22 protein-coding genes are annotated in these 21,207 nt (G+C 53.6%); 11 read left to right on the forward strand and 11 right to left on the reverse strand.

Going from position 1 to position 21,207, the window contains the following annotated elements:
- Window positions 1-83 precede the first annotated feature (83 nt).
- Both fieF and cpxP read right to left on the reverse strand, forming a co-directional pair.
- A complete protein-coding gene (gene fieF / locus P3C52_RS00200) occupies window positions 84-980 on the reverse strand; it encodes a CDF family cation-efflux transporter FieF (protein ID WP_275553236.1) in 897 nt (298 codons plus the stop codon).
- Between the two features lie 192 nt (window positions 981-1,172).
- A complete protein-coding gene (gene cpxP / locus P3C52_RS00205; RefSeq protein ID WP_275553237.1) occupies window positions 1,173-1,688 on the reverse strand; it encodes a cell-envelope stress modulator CpxP in 516 nt (171 codons plus the stop codon).
- Between the two features lie 151 nt (window positions 1,689-1,839).
- Here cpxP and cpxR point away from each other — a divergent pair, with 151 nt between their 5' ends.
- From cpxR to trmL, 3 genes are read left to right on the forward strand one after another with little or no spacing between them, the layout of a single operon-like run.
- A complete protein-coding gene (gene cpxR, locus P3C52_RS00210; RefSeq protein ID WP_275553238.1) occupies window positions 1,840-2,538 on the forward strand; it encodes an envelope stress response regulator transcription factor CpxR in 699 nt (232 codons plus the stop codon).
- The gene (cpxA, locus tag P3C52_RS00215; protein WP_275553239.1) at window positions 2,535-3,908 is read left to right on the forward strand and encodes an envelope stress sensor histidine kinase CpxA; all 1,374 of its coding nucleotides are present in this window, start codon (window positions 2,535-2,537) and stop codon (window positions 3,906-3,908) included. Before cpxR ends, cpxA begins: the two co-directional genes overlap by 4 nt.
- A 35-nt stretch (window positions 3,909-3,943) precedes the next feature.
- Complete coding sequence (trmL, locus tag P3C52_RS00220) at window positions 3,944-4,417, forward strand: tRNA (uridine(34)/cytosine(34)/5-carboxymethylaminomethyluridine(34)-2'-O)-methyltransferase TrmL (RefSeq protein WP_275553240.1); 474 nt, start codon at window positions 3,944-3,946, stop codon at window positions 4,415-4,417.
- Window positions 4,418-4,435: 18 nt separating this feature from the next.
- Here trmL and cysE read toward each other — a convergent pair whose 3' ends face one another.
- From cysE to P3C52_RS00245, 5 genes are all read right to left on the reverse strand, one after another.
- Complete coding sequence (gene cysE / locus P3C52_RS00225; protein WP_275553241.1) at window positions 4,436-5,257, reverse strand: serine O-acetyltransferase; 822 nt, start codon at window positions 5,255-5,257, stop codon at window positions 4,436-4,438.
- 72 nt (window positions 5,258-5,329) lie between these two features.
- Entirely contained in the window at window positions 5,330-6,349 is a 1,020-nt protein-coding gene (gene gpsA / locus P3C52_RS00230) for an NAD(P)H-dependent glycerol-3-phosphate dehydrogenase (protein ID WP_275553242.1), read from the reverse strand.
- Window positions 6,349-6,810 carry a protein-export chaperone SecB gene (gene secB / locus P3C52_RS00235; RefSeq protein WP_275553243.1) on the reverse strand — a complete coding sequence of 154 codons (462 nt, stop codon included), beginning with the start codon at window positions 6,808-6,810 and terminating at the stop codon, window positions 6,349-6,351. The genes gpsA and secB overlap by 1 nt, the downstream gene beginning before the upstream one ends.
- A gap of 52 nt (window positions 6,811-6,862) precedes the next feature.
- Window positions 6,863-7,114 (reverse strand): glutaredoxin 3, encoded by a 252-nt coding sequence (grxC, locus tag P3C52_RS00240; protein WP_275553244.1) that lies wholly within the window; start codon window positions 7,112-7,114, stop codon window positions 6,863-6,865.
- Between the two features lie 16 nt (window positions 7,115-7,130).
- Window positions 7,131-7,562, reverse strand: coding sequence for a rhodanese-like domain-containing protein (locus tag P3C52_RS00245; protein ID WP_275553245.1), 432 nt, complete (start codon window positions 7,560-7,562; stop codon window positions 7,131-7,133).
- A 336-nt stretch (window positions 7,563-7,898) separates the two neighbouring features.
- On the opposite strand from P3C52_RS00245, the gene envC reads away from it, so the two are divergent.
- From envC to P3C52_RS00265, 4 genes are all read left to right on the forward strand, one after another.
- On the forward strand, window positions 7,899-9,206 hold the full coding sequence (envC, locus tag P3C52_RS00250) for a murein hydrolase activator EnvC (protein WP_275553246.1): 1,308 nt from the start codon (window positions 7,899-7,901) through the stop codon (window positions 9,204-9,206).
- 21 nt (window positions 9,207-9,227) lie between these two features.
- Window positions 9,228-10,121, forward strand: coding sequence for a divergent polysaccharide deacetylase family protein (locus tag P3C52_RS00255; RefSeq protein ID WP_275553530.1), 894 nt, complete (start codon window positions 9,228-9,230; stop codon window positions 10,119-10,121).
- Between the two features lie 77 nt (window positions 10,122-10,198).
- Complete coding sequence (locus tag P3C52_RS00260) at window positions 10,199-11,431, forward strand: glycosyltransferase (RefSeq protein ID WP_275553247.1); 1,233 nt, start codon at window positions 10,199-10,201, stop codon at window positions 11,429-11,431.
- The gene (locus tag P3C52_RS00265; RefSeq protein WP_275553248.1) at window positions 11,424-12,332 is read left to right on the forward strand and encodes a hypothetical protein; all 909 of its coding nucleotides are present in this window, start codon (window positions 11,424-11,426) and stop codon (window positions 12,330-12,332) included. Before P3C52_RS00260 ends, P3C52_RS00265 begins: the two co-directional genes overlap by 8 nt.
- Before the next feature lie 48 nt (window positions 12,333-12,380).
- Here the strand turns inward: P3C52_RS00265 and tdh are convergent, their stop codons facing one another.
- Window positions 12,381-13,409 carry an L-threonine 3-dehydrogenase gene (gene tdh, locus P3C52_RS00270; RefSeq protein WP_275553249.1) on the reverse strand — a complete coding sequence of 343 codons (1,029 nt, stop codon included), beginning with the start codon at window positions 13,407-13,409 and terminating at the stop codon, window positions 12,381-12,383.
- Window positions 13,406-14,617: a glycine C-acetyltransferase gene (locus tag P3C52_RS00275; protein ID WP_275553250.1), complete on the reverse strand. Its 1,212-nt coding sequence runs from the start codon at window positions 14,615-14,617 to the stop codon at window positions 13,406-13,408. Before P3C52_RS00275 ends, tdh begins: the two co-directional genes overlap by 4 nt.
- 228 nt (window positions 14,618-14,845) lie before the next feature.
- On the opposite strand from P3C52_RS00275, the gene rfaD reads away from it, so the two are divergent.
- Genes rfaD through P3C52_RS00295 form a run of 4 tightly spaced genes read left to right on the forward strand, consistent with a single transcriptional unit; the run spans window position 14,846 to window position 18,743 of the window.
- Window positions 14,846-15,778: an ADP-glyceromanno-heptose 6-epimerase gene (rfaD, locus tag P3C52_RS00280; RefSeq protein ID WP_275553251.1), complete on the forward strand. Its 933-nt coding sequence runs from the start codon at window positions 14,846-14,848 to the stop codon at window positions 15,776-15,778.
- A gap of 21 nt (window positions 15,779-15,799) precedes the next feature.
- Window positions 15,800-16,846, forward strand: a complete 1,047-nt coding sequence (gene rfaF, locus P3C52_RS00285) for an ADP-heptose--LPS heptosyltransferase RfaF (protein WP_275553252.1) — start codon at window positions 15,800-15,802, stop codon at window positions 16,844-16,846.
- Entirely contained in the window at window positions 16,843-17,820 is a 978-nt protein-coding gene (gene rfaC, locus P3C52_RS00290; protein WP_275553253.1) for a lipopolysaccharide heptosyltransferase RfaC, read from the forward strand. Before rfaF ends, rfaC begins: the two co-directional genes overlap by 4 nt.
- Complete coding sequence (locus tag P3C52_RS00295; RefSeq protein WP_275553254.1) at window positions 17,820-18,743, forward strand: glycosyltransferase family 2 protein; 924 nt, start codon at window positions 17,820-17,822, stop codon at window positions 18,741-18,743. The genes rfaC and P3C52_RS00295 overlap by 1 nt, the downstream gene beginning before the upstream one ends.
- 15 nt (window positions 18,744-18,758) lie before the next feature.
- Here P3C52_RS00295 and P3C52_RS00300 read toward each other — a convergent pair whose 3' ends face one another.
- Together P3C52_RS00300 and P3C52_RS00305 are read right to left on the reverse strand one after the other, a co-directional pair.
- On the reverse strand, window positions 18,759-20,036 hold the full coding sequence (locus P3C52_RS00300; protein ID WP_275553255.1) for an O-antigen ligase family protein: 1,278 nt from the start codon (window positions 20,034-20,036) through the stop codon (window positions 18,759-18,761).
- Window positions 20,037-20,996 carry a polysaccharide deacetylase family protein gene (locus P3C52_RS00305; protein ID WP_275553256.1) on the reverse strand — a complete coding sequence of 320 codons (960 nt, stop codon included), beginning with the start codon at window positions 20,994-20,996 and terminating at the stop codon, window positions 20,037-20,039. It abuts the gene before it with no gap.
- Window positions 20,997-21,207: the final 211 nt, after the last annotated feature.

Raw genomic sequence — 21,207 nt, forward strand, 5'->3', positions numbered from 1 at the left:
AGACTAGTTTCGGGTAAATCTTTTGCACAATCTGGCTTCGCGCTCTGCTTAAAAGCAAGGCTGATATTATTTCATACTTCTGGCTATAAAAAACCCTGCGGCTCAGTTCGGGCAACCGAACAGGGATCCTGATGGATGATAATGTCGGAGCCGGGAAACTGCTTTAACAACGCCTGCTCAACCTGTTCCGCAACTCTGTGCGCCTGTATTAACGGCAAATTATCTTCAATCTCCAGATGCACCTGAATAAATCGGGTGGGCCCCGATTGCCTGGTGCGCAAATCATGCGCCCCCTGCACGCCCGGCCAGGTAGTGATGATTTTAACGATCTGTTGCCGCTCTTCATCGGGCAGCGCGCGGTCAAGCAACGACTGTACGGCATCATAGCCCATACGTAACGCACTAAACAGAATCCATACGCCAATCGCTAACGCAAACAGCGCATCGGCACGCGGAAAGCCATACCAGCTCAGCGCCAGCGCCAGTAAAATGGCGCCGTTCATCATCACGTCAGACTGATAGTGCAGCATATCGGCGCGTATCGCCTGGCTTTGCGTTTTACGTACCACCCAACGCTGAAAAGCAACCAACAACAGCGTAGAAACGAGCGCAATAAGCGTGACCACCATCCCGACCAGCGGCGCGTGCAGTTCGCCAGGGCTTGCCAGATGCTGAATGCCGGTCAAAAACAGAAACAGGGCAGAGCCGGAAATAAACATGCTTTGCGCCAGCGCCGCCAGCGATTCTGCTTTGCCATAGCCAAAAGTATGTTCGGCATCCGCAGGCTGTAACGAATAGCGCACTACCAGCAAATTGGTCAACGAAGCGGCGGTATCCACCAAAGAATCCACCAGCGCCGCCAACACGCTGACCGATCCGGTATACCACCAGGCGAAAATTTTGATAAACAGCAGCAGCACTGCCAGTACCGTTGCCGCCAACGCTGCCCGGCTAACCAGCCGCGCATAAGAAGCCAGCATGCGCCCCCCACGAAAAGTAAAAGCTAAGTATAAGAGCAGTATCGCAAAATTGGGCAATGCAGGCGCAAGGTTATAGCGATCAGGTGAATTTGAGAAGGACAGGGGATCAAAACAATAAGGCAAAAAAAACCCCCGCGTCATGCGGGGGAAGACAGGGATGGTGTCTATGGCAAGGAAAACAGGGATACTATGTTACTGGTTACTGCCGGTACTGCTCGCGTCATGCAGCGATGGAACCTGCTGCAGATTCGTTAGCCTGCGCAACTCATTCATCCGTTGCTCATGCTTTTTCTGCAAAACAGCCTGTTGCTGCGGCGTTAGCAGGTGATACATCTGATTGCGGATCCTGGACATTTCGACCTGCCGCGCAACCTGCGCCTGTGCTAACTTTTCGGCCTGCGCCTTTACAGCTGTTTCGTTAAACTTTTCTGCAATCACTAAATTGTGCAGAGTTTCTAAATCATTCACGTTTACGGGAGGACGCTCATATTGCGTTTGCTGCATCAGATCCCGCATTTGCTGACGCTGTTGCTCCGAAAGCTGAATGCCGTCAAACATATGGCTTTGCGGATTTTGCGCTATGCTGCCAGTCATCAATTCACTCGGCTGATGCATCCCGTCAATCGTCGTAACGTCTGCTGCCCACGCGCTGGAGTAACTTAAAACCACCGAGGCTGAAGCAAAGACGGCGGCGGTTACTATGCGCATCGTTTACTCCCACATTCGTTTGCATCATTTGATTCAACGAGGTTCAGACTACAGAGATGGCTGCAAACTAGCGTCAGGGGGTGTAAAACTACGTAAAGCGATGGAATGGGGTGTGCGATCACGCTATTTTGCCTGCGGAGGGCTTAAGAAAATGAATAAAATCCTGTTGGTAGATGATGACCGCGAATTAACTTCGCTGCTTAAAGAATTACTTGAAATGGAAGGTTTTCATATCGTTGTCGCCTCAGATGGCGAACAGGCATTAAGCCTGCTTGACGATTCGATTGACCTGTTATTACTGGATGTCATGATGCCGAAGAAAAACGGTATCGACACCTTAAAAGAACTACGTCAGCAGTACCAAACGCCGGTCATTATGTTGACCGCACGCGGCAGTGAACTGGATCGTGTTCTGGGCCTGGAACTGGGCGCGGATGACTATCTACCCAAGCCTTTTAACGATCGCGAACTGGTGGCGCGCATCAGAGCCATTTTGCGTCGTTCCAGCTGGAGCGAACAGCAGCAACAACATGACAACAGTTCCCCCACGCTGGAAGTGGATTGTCTGCGTCTGAATCCGGGACGTCAGGAGGCAAGCTTCGATAACGTTACGCTGGATCTCACCGGCACGGAATTTACCCTGCTCTATCTACTGGCGCAGCATTTAGGCCAGGTTGTCTCCCGCGAACATCTCAGTCAGGAAGTGTTAGGCAAGCGCCTTACGCCTTTCGATCGCGCGATTGATATGCACATCTCTAACCTGCGTCGCAAGCTGCCTGAACGCCGTGACGGGCATCCCTGGTTTAAAACCCTGCGCGGTCGCGGATATTTGATGGTTTCCGCGTCATGATAAGCAGTCTGACCACCCGCATCTTTGCCATTTTCTGGTTAACCCTGGCGCTGGTGCTGATGCTGGTGCTGATGCTGCCCAAGCTGGACTCACGTCAGCTCACGTCGCTGCTGGAAAGCGAGCAGCGACAGGGCACCATGATTGAGCAGCACGTTGAGGCGGAACTGATGCAGGATCCGCCGAACGATCTGATGTGGTGGCGTCGCCTGTTTCGCGCCATTGATAAGTGGGCGCCGCCGGGACAGCGCCTGCTGCTGGTCACCAGCGAAGGTCGCGTTATCGGCGCACAGCACAATGAAATGCAGATTATCCGTAACTTTATCGGGCAATCTGACAATGCCGATCATCCCCAGAAGAAGAAATATGGCCGCGTCGAACTGGTCGGCCCGTTTGCCGTACGTGATGGCGAAGATAACTACCAGCTCTATCTGATGCGCCCCGCCAGCAGCTCCCAGCTCGATTTTATCAACCTGCTGTTTGACCGACCGCTATTACTGCTGATTGTTACCATGCTTATCAGCTCGCCGCTGTTGCTGTGGCTGGCCTGGAGCCTGGCGAAACCGGCGCGTAAGTTAAAACATGCGGCCGATGAAGTGGCAAGCGGAAACTTGCGTCAGCATCCCGAACTGGAAGCGGGGCCGCAGGAATTCCTCGCCGCTGGCTCCAGTTTCAACCAGATGGTGAGCGCGCTGGAGAGAATGATGACGGCGCAGCAGCGGCTGCTTTCCGATATTTCTCACGAGCTACGCACGCCGTTAACGCGCCTGCAGCTGGCTACCGCGCTGATGCGTCGTCGCTATGGCGAAGGTAAAGAACTGGGACGTATTGAGCTGGAAGCACAGCGCCTGGACGGCATGATTAATGATCTGCTGGTGCTGTCGCGCACGCAACATAAAAATGCGCTGGTCAGCGAAGCAATGAAGGCGAACCATCTGTGGAACGGCGTCCTGGAAGATGCGAAGTTTGAAGCCGAACAGATGGGGAAAAAGCTGGAGGTGCCTTATCCGCCTGGGCCCTGGCCGCTGTACGGCAACCCGCATGCGCTGGAAAGCGCGCTGGAGAACATCGTTCGCAACGCGCTGCGCTACTCCAATACGCATATTTCTGTCAGCTTCTCGGTAGACAATCAGGGCATTACGGTTCATGTGGATGATGACGGCCCCGGCGTCAGTCCGGAAGATCGCGAGCAGATTTTCCGTCCCTTCTATCGCACCGATGAGGCTCGCGATCGGGAATCAGGCGGCACCGGTTTGGGCCTGGCGATTGTTGAAACGGCGATCCAGCAACATCGCGGTTGGGTAAAAGCGGACGACAGCCCGCTCGGCGGCCTGCGTCTGACGATTTGGCTGCCGCTGTACTCTGTGCGCTAATTTGTTATGCTTCGGCCCTCGTTATCGGGGGCCTTATGCTGAACATCGTCTTATTTGAACCTGAAATTCCACCTAACACCGGCAACATCATTCGCCTGTGCGCCAATACCGGCTTCCAGCTGCATCTGATTGAACCGCTTGGCTTCGCCTGGGATGACAAACGTCTACGCCGCGCCGGGCTTGATTACCACGAATTTACCGCCATTAAGCGCCACGCCAGCTACGAGGCTTTCTGCGCCAGCGAACAGCCGGAGCGACTGTTTGCGCTGACGACCAAAGGCACACCTGCGCACAGCGCCGTCAGCTATCAGACCGGAGATTATTTGCTGTTCGGGCCGGAAAGCCGGGGATTGCCCGCCACCATTCTGGATGCGTTGCCACCGCAGCAAAAAATCCGCATTCCGATGCTGGCGCAAAGCCGCAGCATGAACCTGTCGAATGCAGTTTCAGTAGTGGTGTATGAAGCCTGGCGGCAGCTGGATTATTGCGGCGCCCTGCTAAAAAGCTGATGCCGATCGCGGGCGACGTTAAATGCCGTCGCCGAACTCAAAACCGGGAATGGTGCCGTTAAAGTGCTGATCCATATCCATTGATGGCTTATCGCTGGCCGGTTTGCCAACGATGCGCGCCGGGACGCCAGCGGCGGTAGTATGCGGCGGCACCGGTTGCAGCACCACCGATCCGGCGCCGATTTTTGCCCCGCGCCCCACTTCGATATTGCCAAGGATTTTCGCGCCTGCGCCGATCATCACGCCTTCACGGATTTTCGGATGACGATCGCCGCTGGTTTTACCTGTGCCGCCCAGCGTTACCGACTGCAGAATAGAGACATCATTCTCCACTACCGCCGTTTCGCCAATAACGATGCCGGTAGCATGGTCGAGCATAATGCCGCAGCCGATGCGCGCCGCCGGATGAATATCGACGGCAAAAGAAACGGAGATTTCATTTTGCAGATAAACCGCCAGCGCGCGGCGCCCTTCATTCCACAGCCAGTGGCCGATGCGATAGGCCTGCAGCGCGTGAAAGCCTTTCAGATAGAGCAGCGGCGTAGAATATTTATCTATCGCCGGGTCGCGCTGGCGAACCGCCAGAATATCGCGCGCCGCAGCGGCTATCATGGAAGGATCGTTCCGATAGGCTTCTTCCACAATTTCACGAATGGCGATGGCGGGCATAATGGCGTTAGCCAGCTTGTTGGCTAACATATAACTGAGCGCGCTGCCGAGGTTTTCATGCTTCAGCAAGGTCGCATGGAAAAAGCTGGCCAACATGGGTTCACAATCCGCAAGGGCACGCCCTTCCGCTTTGATGTTCTTCCAGACCAGATCTAATTCATCATCCGACATCGCTCTCTCCCGATAAAAAAATAGCGTTCGGATCACCCGAAACGCCACAGGTATCTCTGCCGGGCCTCCGCCTCAGCGACTGCTGTTTTCATCCTTGCGGGCACGCCCCAGCAAGTTCAATGCTGCCTCGCGCGCCGATTTTTCGCAATACAATACCTGATAAATTTGCTCGGTTATTGGCATTTCAACGCCGTAGCGCGCCGCCAGCGCCCGCACCTCTTTGGTGTTGCGATAACCTTCGACAACCTGGCCAATCTGCTGCTGCGCGCTTTCCACATCCACACCCTGGCCCAACATAATGCCGAAACGGCGGTTGCGCGACTGATTATCCGTACAGGTCAGCACCAGATCGCCCAGTCCCGCCATGCCCATAAAGGTGGTGGGATCGGCGCCCAACGCCTCGCCTAAACGGCTCATCTCCGCCAGGCCGCGCGTAATCAAAGCGGTACGCGCATTGGCGCCGAAGCCAATGCCGTCAGACATGCCCGCGCCGATAGCAATCACGTTTTTTACCGCTCCGCCCAGCTGTACGCCGATAAAGTCGGGATTGTTATAAACGCGGAAGCTTTTGCCGCAGTGCAGCAGCTGTTGCAGATCTTCAGCAAATTGCGGTTCGGTGGCGGCCAGCGCGATGGCGGTAGGCAAACCGGCAGCCAGCTCTTTGGCAAAGGTCGGCCCGGAGATCACCGCCAGCGGCAGCGCATCGCCCACGATTTCGCGCGCAACATCCTGCAATAAACGACCGGTTTCGCGCTCCAGTCCTTTCGTTGCCCAAACGATACGCGAGTCGGCGCGCAGATACGGCTTAACCTGTTGCAGCACTTCGCCAAATACATGGCTGGGAACAACAATCAGCAAGTCGCGGCTGGCGCGAACGGCCTCGGCAAGATCGGATTCGGTCGAAAGGGTATCGGGAAAAGGAACATCTGGCAGAAAAGCCACATTGCAGCGATCGGCTTCCAGCTGCGCCAGATGTTGAGGATTATGGCCCCACAACAGCACTTGATGGCCGTTGCGGGCTAAGGTAATGGCCAATGCGGTGCCGTAAGATCCGGCACCCAGCACGGTCACTGACGCGTTACGCTTATTCATCAGGCATCCTGACGAGGTTCGGCGCCTTCCTGCTGCTGCAAATAGTTCATAAACAGCGCATCGAAGTTAACTGGCGCAAGGTTAAGCTGCGGGAAGGTACCGCGAGAAACCAGGCTGGTAATGCATTCACGGGCATACGGGAACAGAATGTTCGGGCAGTAAGCGCCGAGGCAGTGCGCCATCTGGGTGCCTTCGATACCGGAAATGGTGAAAATACCCGCCTGCTGAACTTCACACAGGAACGCGGTATCGGTGCCCATTGAGGCGGTAACCGTTACGCGCAGCACCACTTCATAGATGCCTTCGGCCAGCTGGCTGGAAGCGGTATCCAGATCCAGTTTAACTTCCGGCTCCCACTCTTTCTGGAAAACCTGCGGTGCGTTCGGGGCTTCAAAAGAAATATCTTTCGTATAGATGCGCTGGATCTGGAATGACATTTCGCTGGTGTTTTGTTCTGACATTATGCTTGAGTCCTGTTAGTTAAAAAAATCCATCGTTACGCCAGTAACGCCATTACTTCAGCAACGGATCGAGCCCTTCACGGCTGTCCAGCGCGTAAAGATCGTCACAACCGCCGATATGTTGCGCATCGATAAAAATCTGCGGTACGGTGGTACGACCGCTGCGCTTAATCATCTCTTCGCGTTTTTCCGCATCGCCGTCAATCGGGATTTCCTGGAAAGCGACGCCTTTCTGAGCCAGCAGCGCTTTCGCCCGGTGGCAGTAAGGACAGGTTGCTTTGGTATACACTTCTACGTTAGCCATTTTCAGCACCTTTAGGTTATTTGCCGCGCACCAGCGGCAGATTTTCACTGCTCCAGCCAGCGATACCGTCTTTCAGTACGCTCACCTGCTCAAAACCTGCTGCGCTCAGTTGGGAAGCCGCTTCAAAAGCTGAATTACCCGTCGCGCAAACTACAATTATGGGCTGAGCCTTATGCTTTTCCAGTTCGCTGAAACTGCCCTTTTTAATGTCCGCTGCCAGAATATTATGCGCACCGGAAATATGACCTTTACGAAACTCGTCGCGAGAGCGGGTATCCACAACCACCGCGTCTTCTTTGTTAATCAGGCGAGTCGCTTCGCCGCGGCTGATGGTTTTAACTTTGGAAAACATGCCTTTAAACGTGGTCACGATCACCAAAACCAGCAATACAACCCATGCCAGACAAAGAATGAGGTGATTGCTTGCGAACTGCATAATTTCTTGCATGAGGGGTAACAACTCCCGACAGGGTTAATAAGCGAAAAATAGGTTTCTGAGTATACCTACGCCACCTCGCATGTACAGTCGCGAAGCGGTTAGAGTGTCGTTTTCTGCCGCATAAAACGGAAAAAATTTGCCCCGGCGCAAACAACGCGAAGACGAAAGGATAAAAAGGCGCGGCAGAGGGTGCAATTATCCGCTAATGTCCTTTTAATAAAGCGAATTGCGTGTCTTTCTGCTGCATATTGCGCAGTTCTGAAAACACGTTTGACATGAACAGAAACGGAAAAGCCTTGCCCTTTGCTGGCAAGCGGCTATTCATCATGGAATAATCGGCCTCTTATGAGGGAAAAAGCAGCAGTTTTACATTCATGGACTTCAGGTAACTTTATGGCCTGCTATTCGCCGTTACGCAGCAGCCTGTCCGCGCTTTCCGCCAGCCTGTTATGTGCTGGCGCGCTGCTGTTGCCGCTGCACGCCAGCGCTGCGGATGACAATAAATCCCAGCTAAAATCCATTCAGCAGGACATTGCCGAAAAAGAAAAAAGCGTCCGCTTACAGAAAGAGCAGCGCAGCAAGCTATTGGATCAGCTGCAGGGCCAGGAAAAATTGATTGCTGACGCCAGCCGCAAACTGCGTCAGATGCAGCAATCGCTCACCCGTCTGAATAAAGAGATCGATTCCCTTAACCGCTCCATCGCCCAGCTGCAAAAGCAACAGGCGCAGCAGGAAACCCTGCTAGCGCAGCAGCTGGAAGCAGCGTTCCGCCAGGGCAAGCACAGCGGCTTACAGCTGCTGCTTGGCGGCGAAGAGAGCCAGCGTAGCGAGCGCATCCTCTCTTATTTCGGCTATCTCAACGAAGCGCGCCAGAAAACTATCGGCGATCTGCAGCAAACGCGCCGCGATCTGGCAACGCAAAAAACCGATCTCCAAAATAAGCAGAACCAGCAAAAAACGTTGTTAAGCGATCAGCAAACGCAGCAGACGCGGCTGGAAGAAGCGCGCGCCGCACGCAAGAAAACGCTGACAACGCTGGAAAACGCACTGGAAAAAGACCAGGCCGATCTGGTGGAAATGCGCCAGAACGAAAGCCGCCTGCAGGATAAAATCGCCCGCGCCGAACGCGAGGCCAAAGCGCGCGCTGAACGTGAAGCGCGCGAAGCAGAGCAGGTACGGAAGCGTCAGGCGCAGGCTAAAGCTAAAGGTTCCACCTATAAACCCACCGCCAGCGAGCAATCGCTGATGTCGCGCACCGGCGGCTTGGGCCGTCCTGGCGGACAGGCATACTGGCCGGTACGCGGCCGCATTGAACACCGCTTCGGCGAAGCGCTACAGGGTGAACTGCGCTGGAAAGGTTTAGTCATTGACGCGCCAGAAGGCACCGAGGTGAAAGCAATCGCCGATGGCCGCGTGCTGATGGCCGACTGGCTGCAGGGTTACGGTCTGGTGGTGGTGGTCGAACACGGTAAAGGCGATATGAGCCTGTACGGTTATAACCAGAGCGCGCTGGTGAGTACCGGAGCCCAGGTGAAAGCCGGACAGCCGATTGCGCTGGTCGGCACCAGCGGCGGTCGCGGTACGCCATCGCTCTATTTCGAAATCCGTCGTCAGGGTCAGGCGGTCAATCCACTCCCGTGGTTAGGAAGATAAGTTTTGTTTTCAGTTAAAAAAATGGCCGCTGCGCTAAGCGGCCTGCTGCTAGGCTGCTCGGCCAGCGCCGCTAAGCTGGCGATTGTTATTGATGATTTTGGCTATCGGCCGCAGCAGGAAAACCAGGTCTTACAGATGCCGAATGCCATTTCGGTCGCGGTATTGCCCACCGCGCCGCATGCGCGCGAAATGGCGACCAAAGCCCACCAGCGCGGACACGAAGTGCTGATCCATCTGCCGATGGCGCCGCTCAGCAAACAGCCGCTGGAGCGCGATACTTTACAACCGGAAATGAGCAGCGAGGAGATCGCCCGCATCATTCATAACGCCGTGAGTAACGTGCCTTACGCTGTCGGTATGAACAACCATATGGGCAGTAAGATGACCTCCAGCCTGCCGGGCATGCAAAAGGTAATGCAGGTGCTGGATCACTATAACTTCTACTTTCTCGACAGCATGACCATCGGCAATAGCCAGGCGACGCGCGCCGCCGCCGGCACCAGCGTAAAAGTGATCAAGCGCCGCGTCTTTCTGGATGATAATCAGAACGAAGCGGAGATCCGTAAGCAGTTTACCCGCGCCGTACATCTGGCGCAGCGCAATGGCTCAGCAATTGCCATTGGCCATCCGCATCCTTCCACTGTGCGTGTGCTGCAGCAGATGCTGCCCAACCTGCCCGCCGACGTCACGCTGGTGCGGCCCAGCCAGTTGTTGAACGAGCCGCAGATCATTCGACCCACGCTGCCGCCACCGCCGTCTAAAGCCGCGCCGAAACCGCGTAATCCGTTCCATGGCGTCGCCGTTTGTCCTCTGCCGCAGCCGGTTGCGCCAGTCCCGGCAACCCAGGCGCTAACGGTGATTAAGGAAAGCATTGAGCAAAGTACGTTGGTGAAAAAGATCGGCAGCCTGTTCTGACATATTGTGCATCGTCAGGGCGGCGGTAAGCCTCTATAATGCCGCCCTGATAATTCACCTTCCGTGAGCGTAAGGATATGACGCAAGCTCGACAAAAAATCCTGTTGCTGGATAACGGCAGAGAATGGGGCGGCGGCACCAATAGCATGCTGGAATTGCTCAGGCGCATCGACCGCAATCGTTTCGATATAACCTGCTGTTTTTACTACAACTATAAGCGCGGTGAAGGTGAAACCATTGAATCAGTGCTGAACGCCATCGGCATTCCGGTCATCTTTATTCCCCAGCGCAAACAGCCCGTCTCCGCCAAGCTGCAAAAAGAGTTGCTGCGTTCGCTGCTGTTTTTCAGCCGCGCGCTGAAAAAGCGGGTCGTGGATGCGATCGATCGTCGTTGGCGCGTTGAGCCTAACGCGAGTCGGCTGCGCGAACTGCTGGTTCAGGACGGCTACGATACGCTCTATATGAATAACCAGCCCAGCACTAATGTGGAAGGTTATCTGGCGGTTGCCGATCTGCCGATTGGCCTGGTGCAGCATTGCCGAATCGAACCGCTGCTGACGCCGCAGCTGGTGAAAATGATTAATCAGCGGGTAGACGCGGTGATTGCCGTTTCTCACGGCGTGAACCAGACGTTGCGCGACGGCGGCGTTGATGCCGCGCGTTGTTTTACCGTCTCTAACGCCATTGATATTCATCAGCCGTTGCCCGATCGCCAGACCGTTCGCGCGCGCCTCGGCCTGCCGACGGACAGCTTCTTATTCGGCAGCATCGGCTCACTGATCGCGCGTAAATCAACGCATCATACATTGCAGGCGCTGGGCGAATTTCAGCGCGCCTGCCCGCAGGTGAACTGGCACATGGTGATTGTCGGCGCTGGCCCGGAACTGCATAACCTGCAGCAGCAGGCGGCGCAGGAAGGTATCGCCGATCGCGTGATATTCACCGGTTTCCGTAACAACGCGCTCGACTATCTGGCAGCCATGGATGTTTTTGTGCTGGCGTCGAAAAGCGAGGGCCTGCCGCGCGTAGTGCTGGAAGCGATGCTGGTCAATACGGCGGTTATTGGCTCGAAAGTGGTCGGCACCGCGGAACTGGTGGACGACGGTCGCACAGGCTTGCTGTTTGATTACGGCGATACGGCGCGTCTTTGCGCTCATATGCAGGCGCTTTGTCAGGACGCCGCGCTGCGTCAGACTTTGATTTCACAGGCAAATGCCAACGTTAAAGCCCACTACGCCATTGAAAATTACGTCGCAGGCGTCGAAGCTCTGCTGCAAAGCGTGGTCAAGGAACCTTCTTCTCATGTTTAACTTTCTTAATCCGCAATATCGCTATATCCAGTCGCGTCACAATATTCCTTACGGCCAGGCCGATGCGCAAGGCAGCGTACCGGTAACCTCGGTCGTAATTCCCTGTACCGGCGCTGACTTTATCGAAGAGGCGGAACTAAGCGCGCTGTTCGCCGCCCGCTACGCCGATCGGGTAGAAGAAATTGTTATTGTGACCGACCAGTCCGCCGCGCTGTTTCGCAACCTGCCGGAAAAGGCGCGCGTGGTCACGCTGGAAGTGCCGAATCGCGAAGAGAACTATCGTTATAAGCAGATTTACCGCAGCCGGTTAATCAAGTTGCAGGCGCCGCTCCAGGCGCAGACTGACGGCATTTTGATGATCGATTCCGATCTTAATCTGCTGCAAATGCCGGTTATCAATATGAAGGAAGGCCATATCTACTCCAGCTTTCGTCAGGGGAAAATGATCGCCAAGCTGGATAAGGCTGCGCCGGAAAATCGGCCCGCCTACTATGCGCGCACAGTACGTCCTTTTCTGGTCGATCACGTTAACGGCGCTTTCCTCGCCGCGACGCGCCAGACATGGAAACGTATCTGCCCGCTCTGGCTGACGCTGTTTCAGGATACCTGGGAATTAATGGATGACTCGCAGCCGCCGACCGATCAGCTGCCGCTGGCAGCCCTGCTGGATCTGCTGGATATCAGAACGGTCAATCTGGGCGAATGGATGAACTGGCCGGTTTCCAAGCGGATCGGCGGACAGGAAGCGGTCATTCCGAAAGAGGTCATCGGCGCGCACGGTGGATTCCCGCTCGCCGAATGGCAGAAATATCTTCACTCATCTGACGCGCCGCTGCTGTTTAAAGGCCAGGACTATACGCGCAAGGTGCGCTACCTGACCGATGCGGAAAAGAAACAGTAAGCGAACAATCCGCACCGACGCAGGCCGGTGCGGATGTTTGCAGAACAGTTAATCCCAGCTCAGCACCACTTTTCCGGAACGGCCGGAACGCATTTCATCGAATCCCTGCTGGAAATCATCGATTACGTAGCGATGGGTAATAATCGGCTGCAGATCGAGCCCGGACTGAATCAGCGCGGCCATTTTGTACCAGGTTTCAAACATCTCCCGGCCATAAATTCCTTTGATAAATAGCCCTTTAAAGATCACCTGATTCCAGTCGATCGCCATATCGGAAGGGGGAATGCCCAGCAGCGCAATGCGTCCGCCGTGATTCATCGCCTCCAGCATGGTGCGAAACGCCGGCGGCGCGCCGGACATCTCCAGCCCGACATCAAAACCTTCGGTCATGCCCAGCTCGCTCATCACCTGCGTCAGCGATTCACGGCTGACATTTACCGCGCGCGTGACGCCCATCTGACGCGCCAGATCCAGGCGGTACTCATTCACATCGGTGATCACCACATGGCGCGCGCCAACGTGTTTACAGACTGCCGCCGCCATAATGCCAATCGGCCCGGCGCCGGTAATCAATACATCTTCGCCGACCAGGTCAAAAGAGAGCGCGGTATGTACCGCATTGCCGAAGGGATCGAAGATCGCTGCCAGCTCGTCGGAGATATTGTCCGGGATTTTAAACGCGTTAAATGCCGGAATAACCAAGTATTCAGCAAAACAGCCCTGCCGGTTCACGCCCACGCCGACGGTATTGCGGCAAAGATGCGTGCGTCCGGCACGACAGTTGCGGCAGTGACCGCAGGTAATGTGTCCTTCGCCAGAAACGCGATCGCCGATGGCAAAGCCTTTGACTTCCTGCCCTACGGCAACCACTTCCCCCACATATTCATGGCCGACAATCATCGGCACCGGAATGGTTTTTTGCGACCACTCATCCCAGTTATAAATATGAATATCCGTGCCGCAAATGGCGGTTTTACGGATTTTAATCAGCAGATCGTTATGGCCCGGCTCAGGGATGGGTGCATCGGTCACCATCCAAATGCCTTCCGCCGCCTTCAGTTTTGCCAGTGCTTTCATGACCGCGCTCCTCCGGCGATAACGCCCAACTGTTGTCCAATACGCGTAAAAGCGTCCACCGCGCGCTCAAGCTGCTGATGGGTATGCGCGGCGGAAATTTGCGTGCGGATACGCGCCTGGCCTTTCGGCACCACGGGATAGAAGAAACCGGTAACGTAAATGCCTTCATTCTGCAGCAGGCGCGCAAATTCTTGCGCTACCGTGGCTTCGCCGAGCATGACCGGAATAATGGCGTGATCGGCGCCCGCCAGGGTAAAGCCCGCCTCGGTAAGCGCGCGGCGAAAATAATGCGCGTTATCCCATAAACGCTGGCGCAGGCCGTCGCCTTCGCTCAACATCTCCAGCACCCGCAGCGAAGCACAGACAATCGCCGGTGCCAAAGAGTTAGAAAACAGGTACGGACGAGAGCGCTGACGCAGCCACTCTACCACCTCTTTTTTAGCCGCCGTATAGCCGCCGGAAGCGCCGCCCAGCGCTTTGCCCAACGTGCCGGTAATAATATCGACGCGGCCCATGACGTCGCAGTATTCATGCGTACCGCGCCCGCCCGCGCCAACGAATCCTACCGCGTGCGAATCATCGACCATTACCAGCGCATCAAACTCATCGGCCAGATCGCAGATACCGCGCAAATTGGCAATCACGCCGTCCATGGAGAACACGCCGTCGGTAGCGATCAGAATATGACGCGCGTTCGCCGCGCGCGCTTCTTCAAGACGGGCGCGCAGTTCGGCCATATCGTTATTGGCGTAGCGGTAGCGCTGCGCCTTGCATAAGCGTACGCCGTCAATAATCGAGGCATGATTCAGCGCATCGGAAATCACCGCATCTTCCGGCCCCAGCAGTGTTTCAAACAGCCCGCCGTTGGCATCGAAACAGGAGGAGTAAAGAATCGCATCCTCCATGCCAAGGAAATCGGCCAGGCGCTGTTCTAGCTGCTTATGAATATCCTGCGTTCCGCAAATAAAGCGCACCGAAGCCATACCAAAACCGTGGCTTTCCATGCCCTCTTTCGCCGCCAGTATTAGCGCCGGATGATTCGCCAGGCCAAGATAGTTATTGGCGCAAAAGTTCACCACTTCCTCACCTGAACCCAGGTGAATATCGGCCTGCTGTGCCGAGGTGATAATGCGCTCCTGCTTAAACAGGCCTTCCTGTTGCGTTACTGCCAGCTGTTCATTGATTTGACGATAAAAATCCGCAGGCATTTTTATTCTCCATTACCGGCTTATAGTCGGCACATCATACTGAACGCTTAGCGGTCAAACGATAATCGACGCAACAGAATGTTAATTTTGCAGCATATATCACGCCAGCCAGCCAGGTTACATTCCGTTACGGACTCCTCTGGCTGCCTGTACGCCGATGAAATGTTATGATGACGCTTATTTAGGTGTGGAACGCCCCGTTCCGCCTCACTGTTTAAGGTTAAGCCCATGATTATTGTGACTGGCGGCGCCGGCATGATCGGCAGCAATATTGTTAAAGCGCTGAATGACGAAGGTATTACCGACATTCTGGTGGTCGACAACCTGAAAGACGGCACCAAGTTCGTCAATCTGGTGGATCTCGACATCACCGATTACATGGATAAAGAAGATTTTATCGCCAGCGTGATGGCCGGCGATGACTTGGGCGATATTGATGCAGTATTCCATGAAGGCGCCTGCTCTTCCACCACCGAGTGGGATGGCAAATACATGATGGATAACAACTATCAGTATTCCAAAGAGCTGCTGCACTTCTGCCTGGAGCGCAATATTCCGTTCCTGTACGCCTCCTCTGCCGCCACTTACGGCGGCCGCAATGATAACTTTATTGAAGAGCGTCAGTACGAGCAGCCGCTGAATGTTTACGGCTATTCGAAAATGCTGTTCGATCACTATGTACGCCAAATCCTGCCGGAAGCGGATTCACAGGTATGCGGTTTCCGCTATTTCAACGTTTACGGGCCGCGTGAAGGGCACAAAGGCAGCATGGCCAGCGTCGCTTTCCATCTGAACACCCAGCTGAACAACGGCGAAAATCCTAAACTGTTTGAAGGCAGCGATAACTTTAAGCGCGACTTTATTCATGTCAGCGACGTAGCAGCGGTGAACCTCTGGTTCTGGAAAAAAGGCGTCTCCGGCATTTTCAACTGCGGAACCGGCCGTGCCGAATCTTTCCAGGCGGTAGCCGATGCGGCGCTGGCTTATCATCAAAAAGGCGCTATCGAGTACATCCCTTTCCCGGAAAAACTCAAAGGCCGCTATCAGGCTTATACCAAAGCCGATCTTACTAAGCTGCGGGCGGCGGGCTACGATAAGCCGTTTAAAACCGTGGCCGAAGGCGTGGCTGATTATATGGCCTGGCTAAACCGCGACGCATAAGGAAAGGAAGGCGCACCCGGCATGAAAATACTGGTAATCGGCCCTTCCTGGGTCGGCGATATGATGATGTCGCAAGGTCTCTATCGCACGCTGAAGGCCGAACATCCTGATGCCGAAATTGATGTGATGGCACCCGCCTGGTGCCGTCCGCTGTTGTCGCGCATGCCGGAAGTCAACGAGGCGCTGGCGATGCCGCTGGGCCACGGCGCCCTGGCGCTGGGCGAGCGCTACCGTCTGGGCAAAGCACTGCGCCATAAAAATTACCAGCGGGCTTATGTGTTGCCTGGCTCGTTTAAATCGGCGCTGGTGCCCTTCTTTGCCGGCATTGCGCGGCGTACCGGCTGGCGCGGCGAGATGCGCTATGGTCTGCTGAACGATCTGCGCGTGCTGGATAAACCCGCTTTCCCGCTGATGGTCGAGCGCTATGTGGCGCTGGCCTACGATAAGCCGGTTAAAAACGCGCGCGACCTGCCACAGCCGTTGTTATGGCCGCAGTTGCAGGTAGAAGAACAGGAAAAAATCGAAACCGCCGCCCTCTTTTCGCTCTCCGCCGACAGGCCGATTATCGGTTTCTGCCCAGGCGCGGAATTTGGCCCAGCCAAGCGCTGGCCGCATTACCACTACGCGACGCTGGCACAACAGCTGATTACCGCTGGTTATCAGATAGTCCTGTTTGGCTCCGCGAAAGATCATGAAACCGGCGAGCAGATCCGTCAGTCGCTGGATGAACCCGCACAGCAATATTGCCGCAATTTGGCCGGTGAAACGAAGCTGGAGCAGGCGGTCATTCTGCTGGCGCATTGCCGTGCGGTGGTTACCAATGATTCCGGGCTGATGCATGTCGCCGCGGCGCTGAACCGTCCGCTGGTTGCGCTGTACGGTCCCAGCAGCCCTGATTTCACGCCGCCTTTATCTCACCATGCCCGCGTGATCCGCCTGATTAGCGGCTATCATAAAGTGCGCAAAGGCGATGCGGAGGAAGGTTATCATCAAAGCCTGATTGATATTCAACCTGCACGCGTCATGGAAGAGCTTACCGCACTGTTAAGCCAGCAGGAGCCGGCATGAAGGTATTGATTGTAAAAACGTCTTCGATGGGAGACGTACTTCATACGTTGCCTGCTCTTACGGATGCGATGCAGGCGATTCCCGACATCCGCTTCGACTGGGTAGTTGAAGAGAATTTCGCGCAGATTCCTGGCTGGCATCCGGCAGTGGATCGCGTATTGCCGGTGGCGATACGCCGCTGGCGCAAGCACTGGTTCGGCAGTCAACAGCGCGAAGAGCGCGTGGCATTTAAGCGGGCGCTTCAGTCGCGTGAGTATGATGTCGTGATTGATGCACAGGGCCTGATTAAAAGCGCGGCGCTGGTCACGCGTCTGGCCAAAGGCGTAAAGCACGGCCAGGATAGCCGCAGCGCGCGCGAACCTTTCGCCAGCTGGTGGTACGACAAGCGTCACGAAATTGATAAGCGCCAGCACGCTGTAGAGCGTACGCGCGAGCTATTTGCCAAGAGTCTGGGCTATGAAAAGCCGCAAACGCAGGGCGATTATGCGATTGCCGCCCATTTTCTGGCTCATCCGCCCGCTGACGCGGGGCACTATCTGGTCTTTCTGCACGCCACCACGCGCGATAATAAGCACTGGCCGGAAAGCCACTGGCGTGAACTGATAGAGCGGCTTGCACCGTGCGGATTACGCATTAAACTTCCCTGGGGCGCTGAGCATGAGCATCAGCGGGCGCAGCGTCTGGCTGCTGGGTTTAATCACGTTGAGGTATTGCCGAAGCTGACGCTGGAACAGGTAGCGCAAACGCTGGCGGGCGCGAAAGCCGTGGTTTCTGTCGATACCGGCCTGAGCCATCTCACCGCCGCGCTCGACCGCCCTAATATCACGCTCTATGGCCCAACGGATCCTGGATTGATTGGGGGCTATGGGTTGAATCAGCATGTTCTGCGCGCGCCAGACAGTAATGACATGGCGGCGATAACATCTGAAAGCGTTTATGCTGCGTTGCAGCTTTTATTGAGTGCAAATTTGTAATGGCTACCTCGTACCGTCTGAGCATTATTATCGCCGCCCATAACTGTGACGCCTGGCTTAAAGATACGCTGAACAGCGTTATCGCTTCGCTGGGTGAGGCCAGCCCGCGCTGCGAAATCATCATCATTAACGATGCTTCAGACGACGATACGCAATCCATTATCGAAAGCTTCGCCGCTACTCATCCTCAGGTACACCATCAGCAGACACTGTTCCGTAATATTGGAAAAGTCCGTAATCATGCCGTTTCGCTGGCTCAGGGTGATTATATTCTGATGCTTGACGGTGATGATCAATTGCTTCCCGGCGCTATTGTCGATCACTTACGGGTGCTGGATGAGCAATCCCCTGATATATATCTCAGTAAAATTATTGAACAGCGAAGCGACAATTGCAGCAACATTCCTGGTTGGCATTATCGGGCTCCTGTTTCTTTAACCAATGATGAAGTTATCACGCGGTTTTTAATTCATCGGGATTTCCAGGCGCATTTTATTGGTCAGTATTTTCATCGCAGCTTGCTGCAGAGAAATCCATTCCCACATTTTATCTGTTATGAAGATGCGTGGCTTTTTCCGCTGTTATTAACTAAAAGTAAAAAAACGATCTTTTCTGAGTCAGGTTTTTATCTTTATAGAAAACATGCCACCAGCCTTTCAACTGTTATGAATCCTGTGAAGATCTCCTGCTTATTGGCTGCTACCGCTCATATGGATGAAGTGCTACCCGTTAAGTTTAAACCGTTAATTACTTGTCACTGGATTGACGTTATTAATCGTCATGCTGATGTTTTAAAACAACAGAATGAATGGGAGAGAGTGAAGAAGCGTATTCATGAACAGCATCTGGGTAGCTTCTTATTTAATGGCAAAGTTAGAATGAGCTATAAGAGAAAGATGCTTAAAGTAAGGCGGCTAAAATAGCCGCCAAAAAAAACACTATATTGACGTCCTGACTGTAACAGTCAGACTTTGCCACATCACACACAAGATAAGTAGAAGCGAAACACAAACGGTCAGCTCGCGACTGATAAAGACGACGTCCGTTAATCCACTGACAACAACCGCTGATATAACAGAAAGTAACAGAGCGTTATTTTTCCTTAGCGCATAGAACATAATTGCCAGATAAAACAAAACTATCACAAATACGCCCTGAATTCCTTGCAGCGTAGCGGTATCAATCAGCTCATTGTGCAAATGAATATTGACGTATTGTAAAGCACTGGCATCGCGATGATTTACTTCCACGTAATGTTTAAACCAGTCTGCCCGCTGCTCCATATTCATTCCCAGCGGATTAGCTAAAAAACAGGCAGTGCCAATATTCCACATTGCTAAACGACTGGTAAGTGAACCATTTTTATTGCCCTGACCATCACTATAACGGCTATATTCCGCCATTGATTTATCTAATCTCGGTTTGATCATCGGCTTGTAACAAGCTGTAGCTAATACAGCGACAGCAATAAACATTCCTGTCGCTGCTTTCCAGCCTAAATGACGAAACTGTAGCAAGCCAACAAATAAAATAATAACCGGAAATGCAGCGATCATATTACGCGTTCCGGTTTGAATAATAATAAACCAGGCTGTAATAAATATTCCTAAACACAGCAACAGATATTCTTTGGTATGGCTTTTCATAGCTAGCATAAAAATTAGCGCCGCTGCCAGCATCGCATAGCCGTAGGCAGAAATAGTAGCGCGATCGAGCGCAAACTCTACTCGCCCGGCATCGCTGAAATATTGATAGAGCCCGTAAAGAGTGGCGCCAATAAAAGCAAAGGCGAATCCCCATTCAATCATACGCAACGCAATATGTGAATGTCGTGATCTCTGGCTAAATAAGTAGTAACTAATTACTGAGGAAAATAACAGGCGTTTACCAGCATTTAGATAATCATTGAAAGGATTAAAATCCGCATTTCCCATATAATGCCAGTAAAACCAGATGACTTTACTGCATCCAAGCAAAGCTAATAGAACGGTAAACCAAAGTCTATTTCGACTCAGCTTACGTCCATTGAAAATAATTCCAATTATTGAAAAATAGAATGCCCAATAAAACGTAACTTTCGCCGTTTTTTCATGTATAAAAGTAAACATAACGGCCAACAATACTGTTGAGAGAGCTAAAAAATAAAACGCATCACGCCAACGATTGGCATTGATTAGATCGTTTTTTTTATCCGTAGATGAAATAGCTTTAGTCATTTACCGCGCCTGAAAGTATTGATAATATTCCGCCAGCGTCATACCTTGTGTCCGCTGCTGTAACCAACTAAATAATGCATCCAGATCGTCATACAGCCGTTCAATATCCGCTTCATTTTTAAAGGTTGGGCTGCCGTCAGGCATAAATTCTGAAGAATGCAGCATAAACTCCACATAGTCGCCTCCTTCCGTCAGCGTTGCTTCTGCTACGCGTTTCATTGCCGCCAGGTTTCCACCTGCAGGCCGCAGCCAGTTGACTGACGGACCGCGCTTTTTACCGCGTAGCCTGTCGTAACCCTGCTTTACTTTATTCATCAGCGCAGAATGTTTGTACTGGATGCTCATTGGCACTTCCAGCAGCGTTGAATTACCGCTACGGGAAATATCGTGCGGATCGAGGAAATAGGCATGGGAAGGAAAATGCGTATAGTCCGTTCCGCCTTGTCCCTGCGGCGCGCCGGGGGAATTACGCCAGCTAACGCGCGGCGTGACCGAACAGTCAACCTGATAACCCAGTTCGCGCAGCACGGCAGCATAGCGCTCATCAAAGGCCCAGCGTCCGGCGCGATGGCTTAACATTTTAGTCTGGAATTTATCTTCCAGCAGCTCGGTCATAAATCTGACCTTATCACGCAGCAAATTATCCGGATATTCAATAAGATAAGGCTGCCAGCGCCAGTCATCATCCGTCAGCGGCGTTTCGGGCGGACTGTTCCAGGCGTGCAGATGCATACCAACCTCGCCCTGACGCCGAGTGATCACATCGCGGGCAAATTCGACATAAGCAGGATCGCTGGCCATTTCATAGTTAGTTAGCCAGGTCGGCTTAAATCCATATTTTTCACACAGCGCCTGAAAACGCGGCAAAAATAGCGTATTACGGGTAGTGATGGTACGTCGATTGCGCCAAAGATTGTCGCCTTCCGTATCAATCGTGATGAGAAAAGCCGGTTTATTCATCTTATTTCCAACGCTCCGCTGATTAAGCCGACATGTTACGCAGCCCGTTTCTTCAGAGCAAAATTATTTCATTATGATAAATCCGCTTTTTTTAGCGTCGTTGGCGGACTAAGCTTCGCTTACTTAACCTATAGCTGATATACCGTCTGGTTTGTTTCTGACGCCATGAAGCTCTCTTTGTCAGTCCGGTATACCGGTCTACTGAACGCCT

Source organism: Mixta sp. Marseille-Q2659 (assembly GCF_940807255.1).
GTDB lineage: Bacteria > Pseudomonadota > Gammaproteobacteria > Enterobacterales > Enterobacteriaceae > Mixta.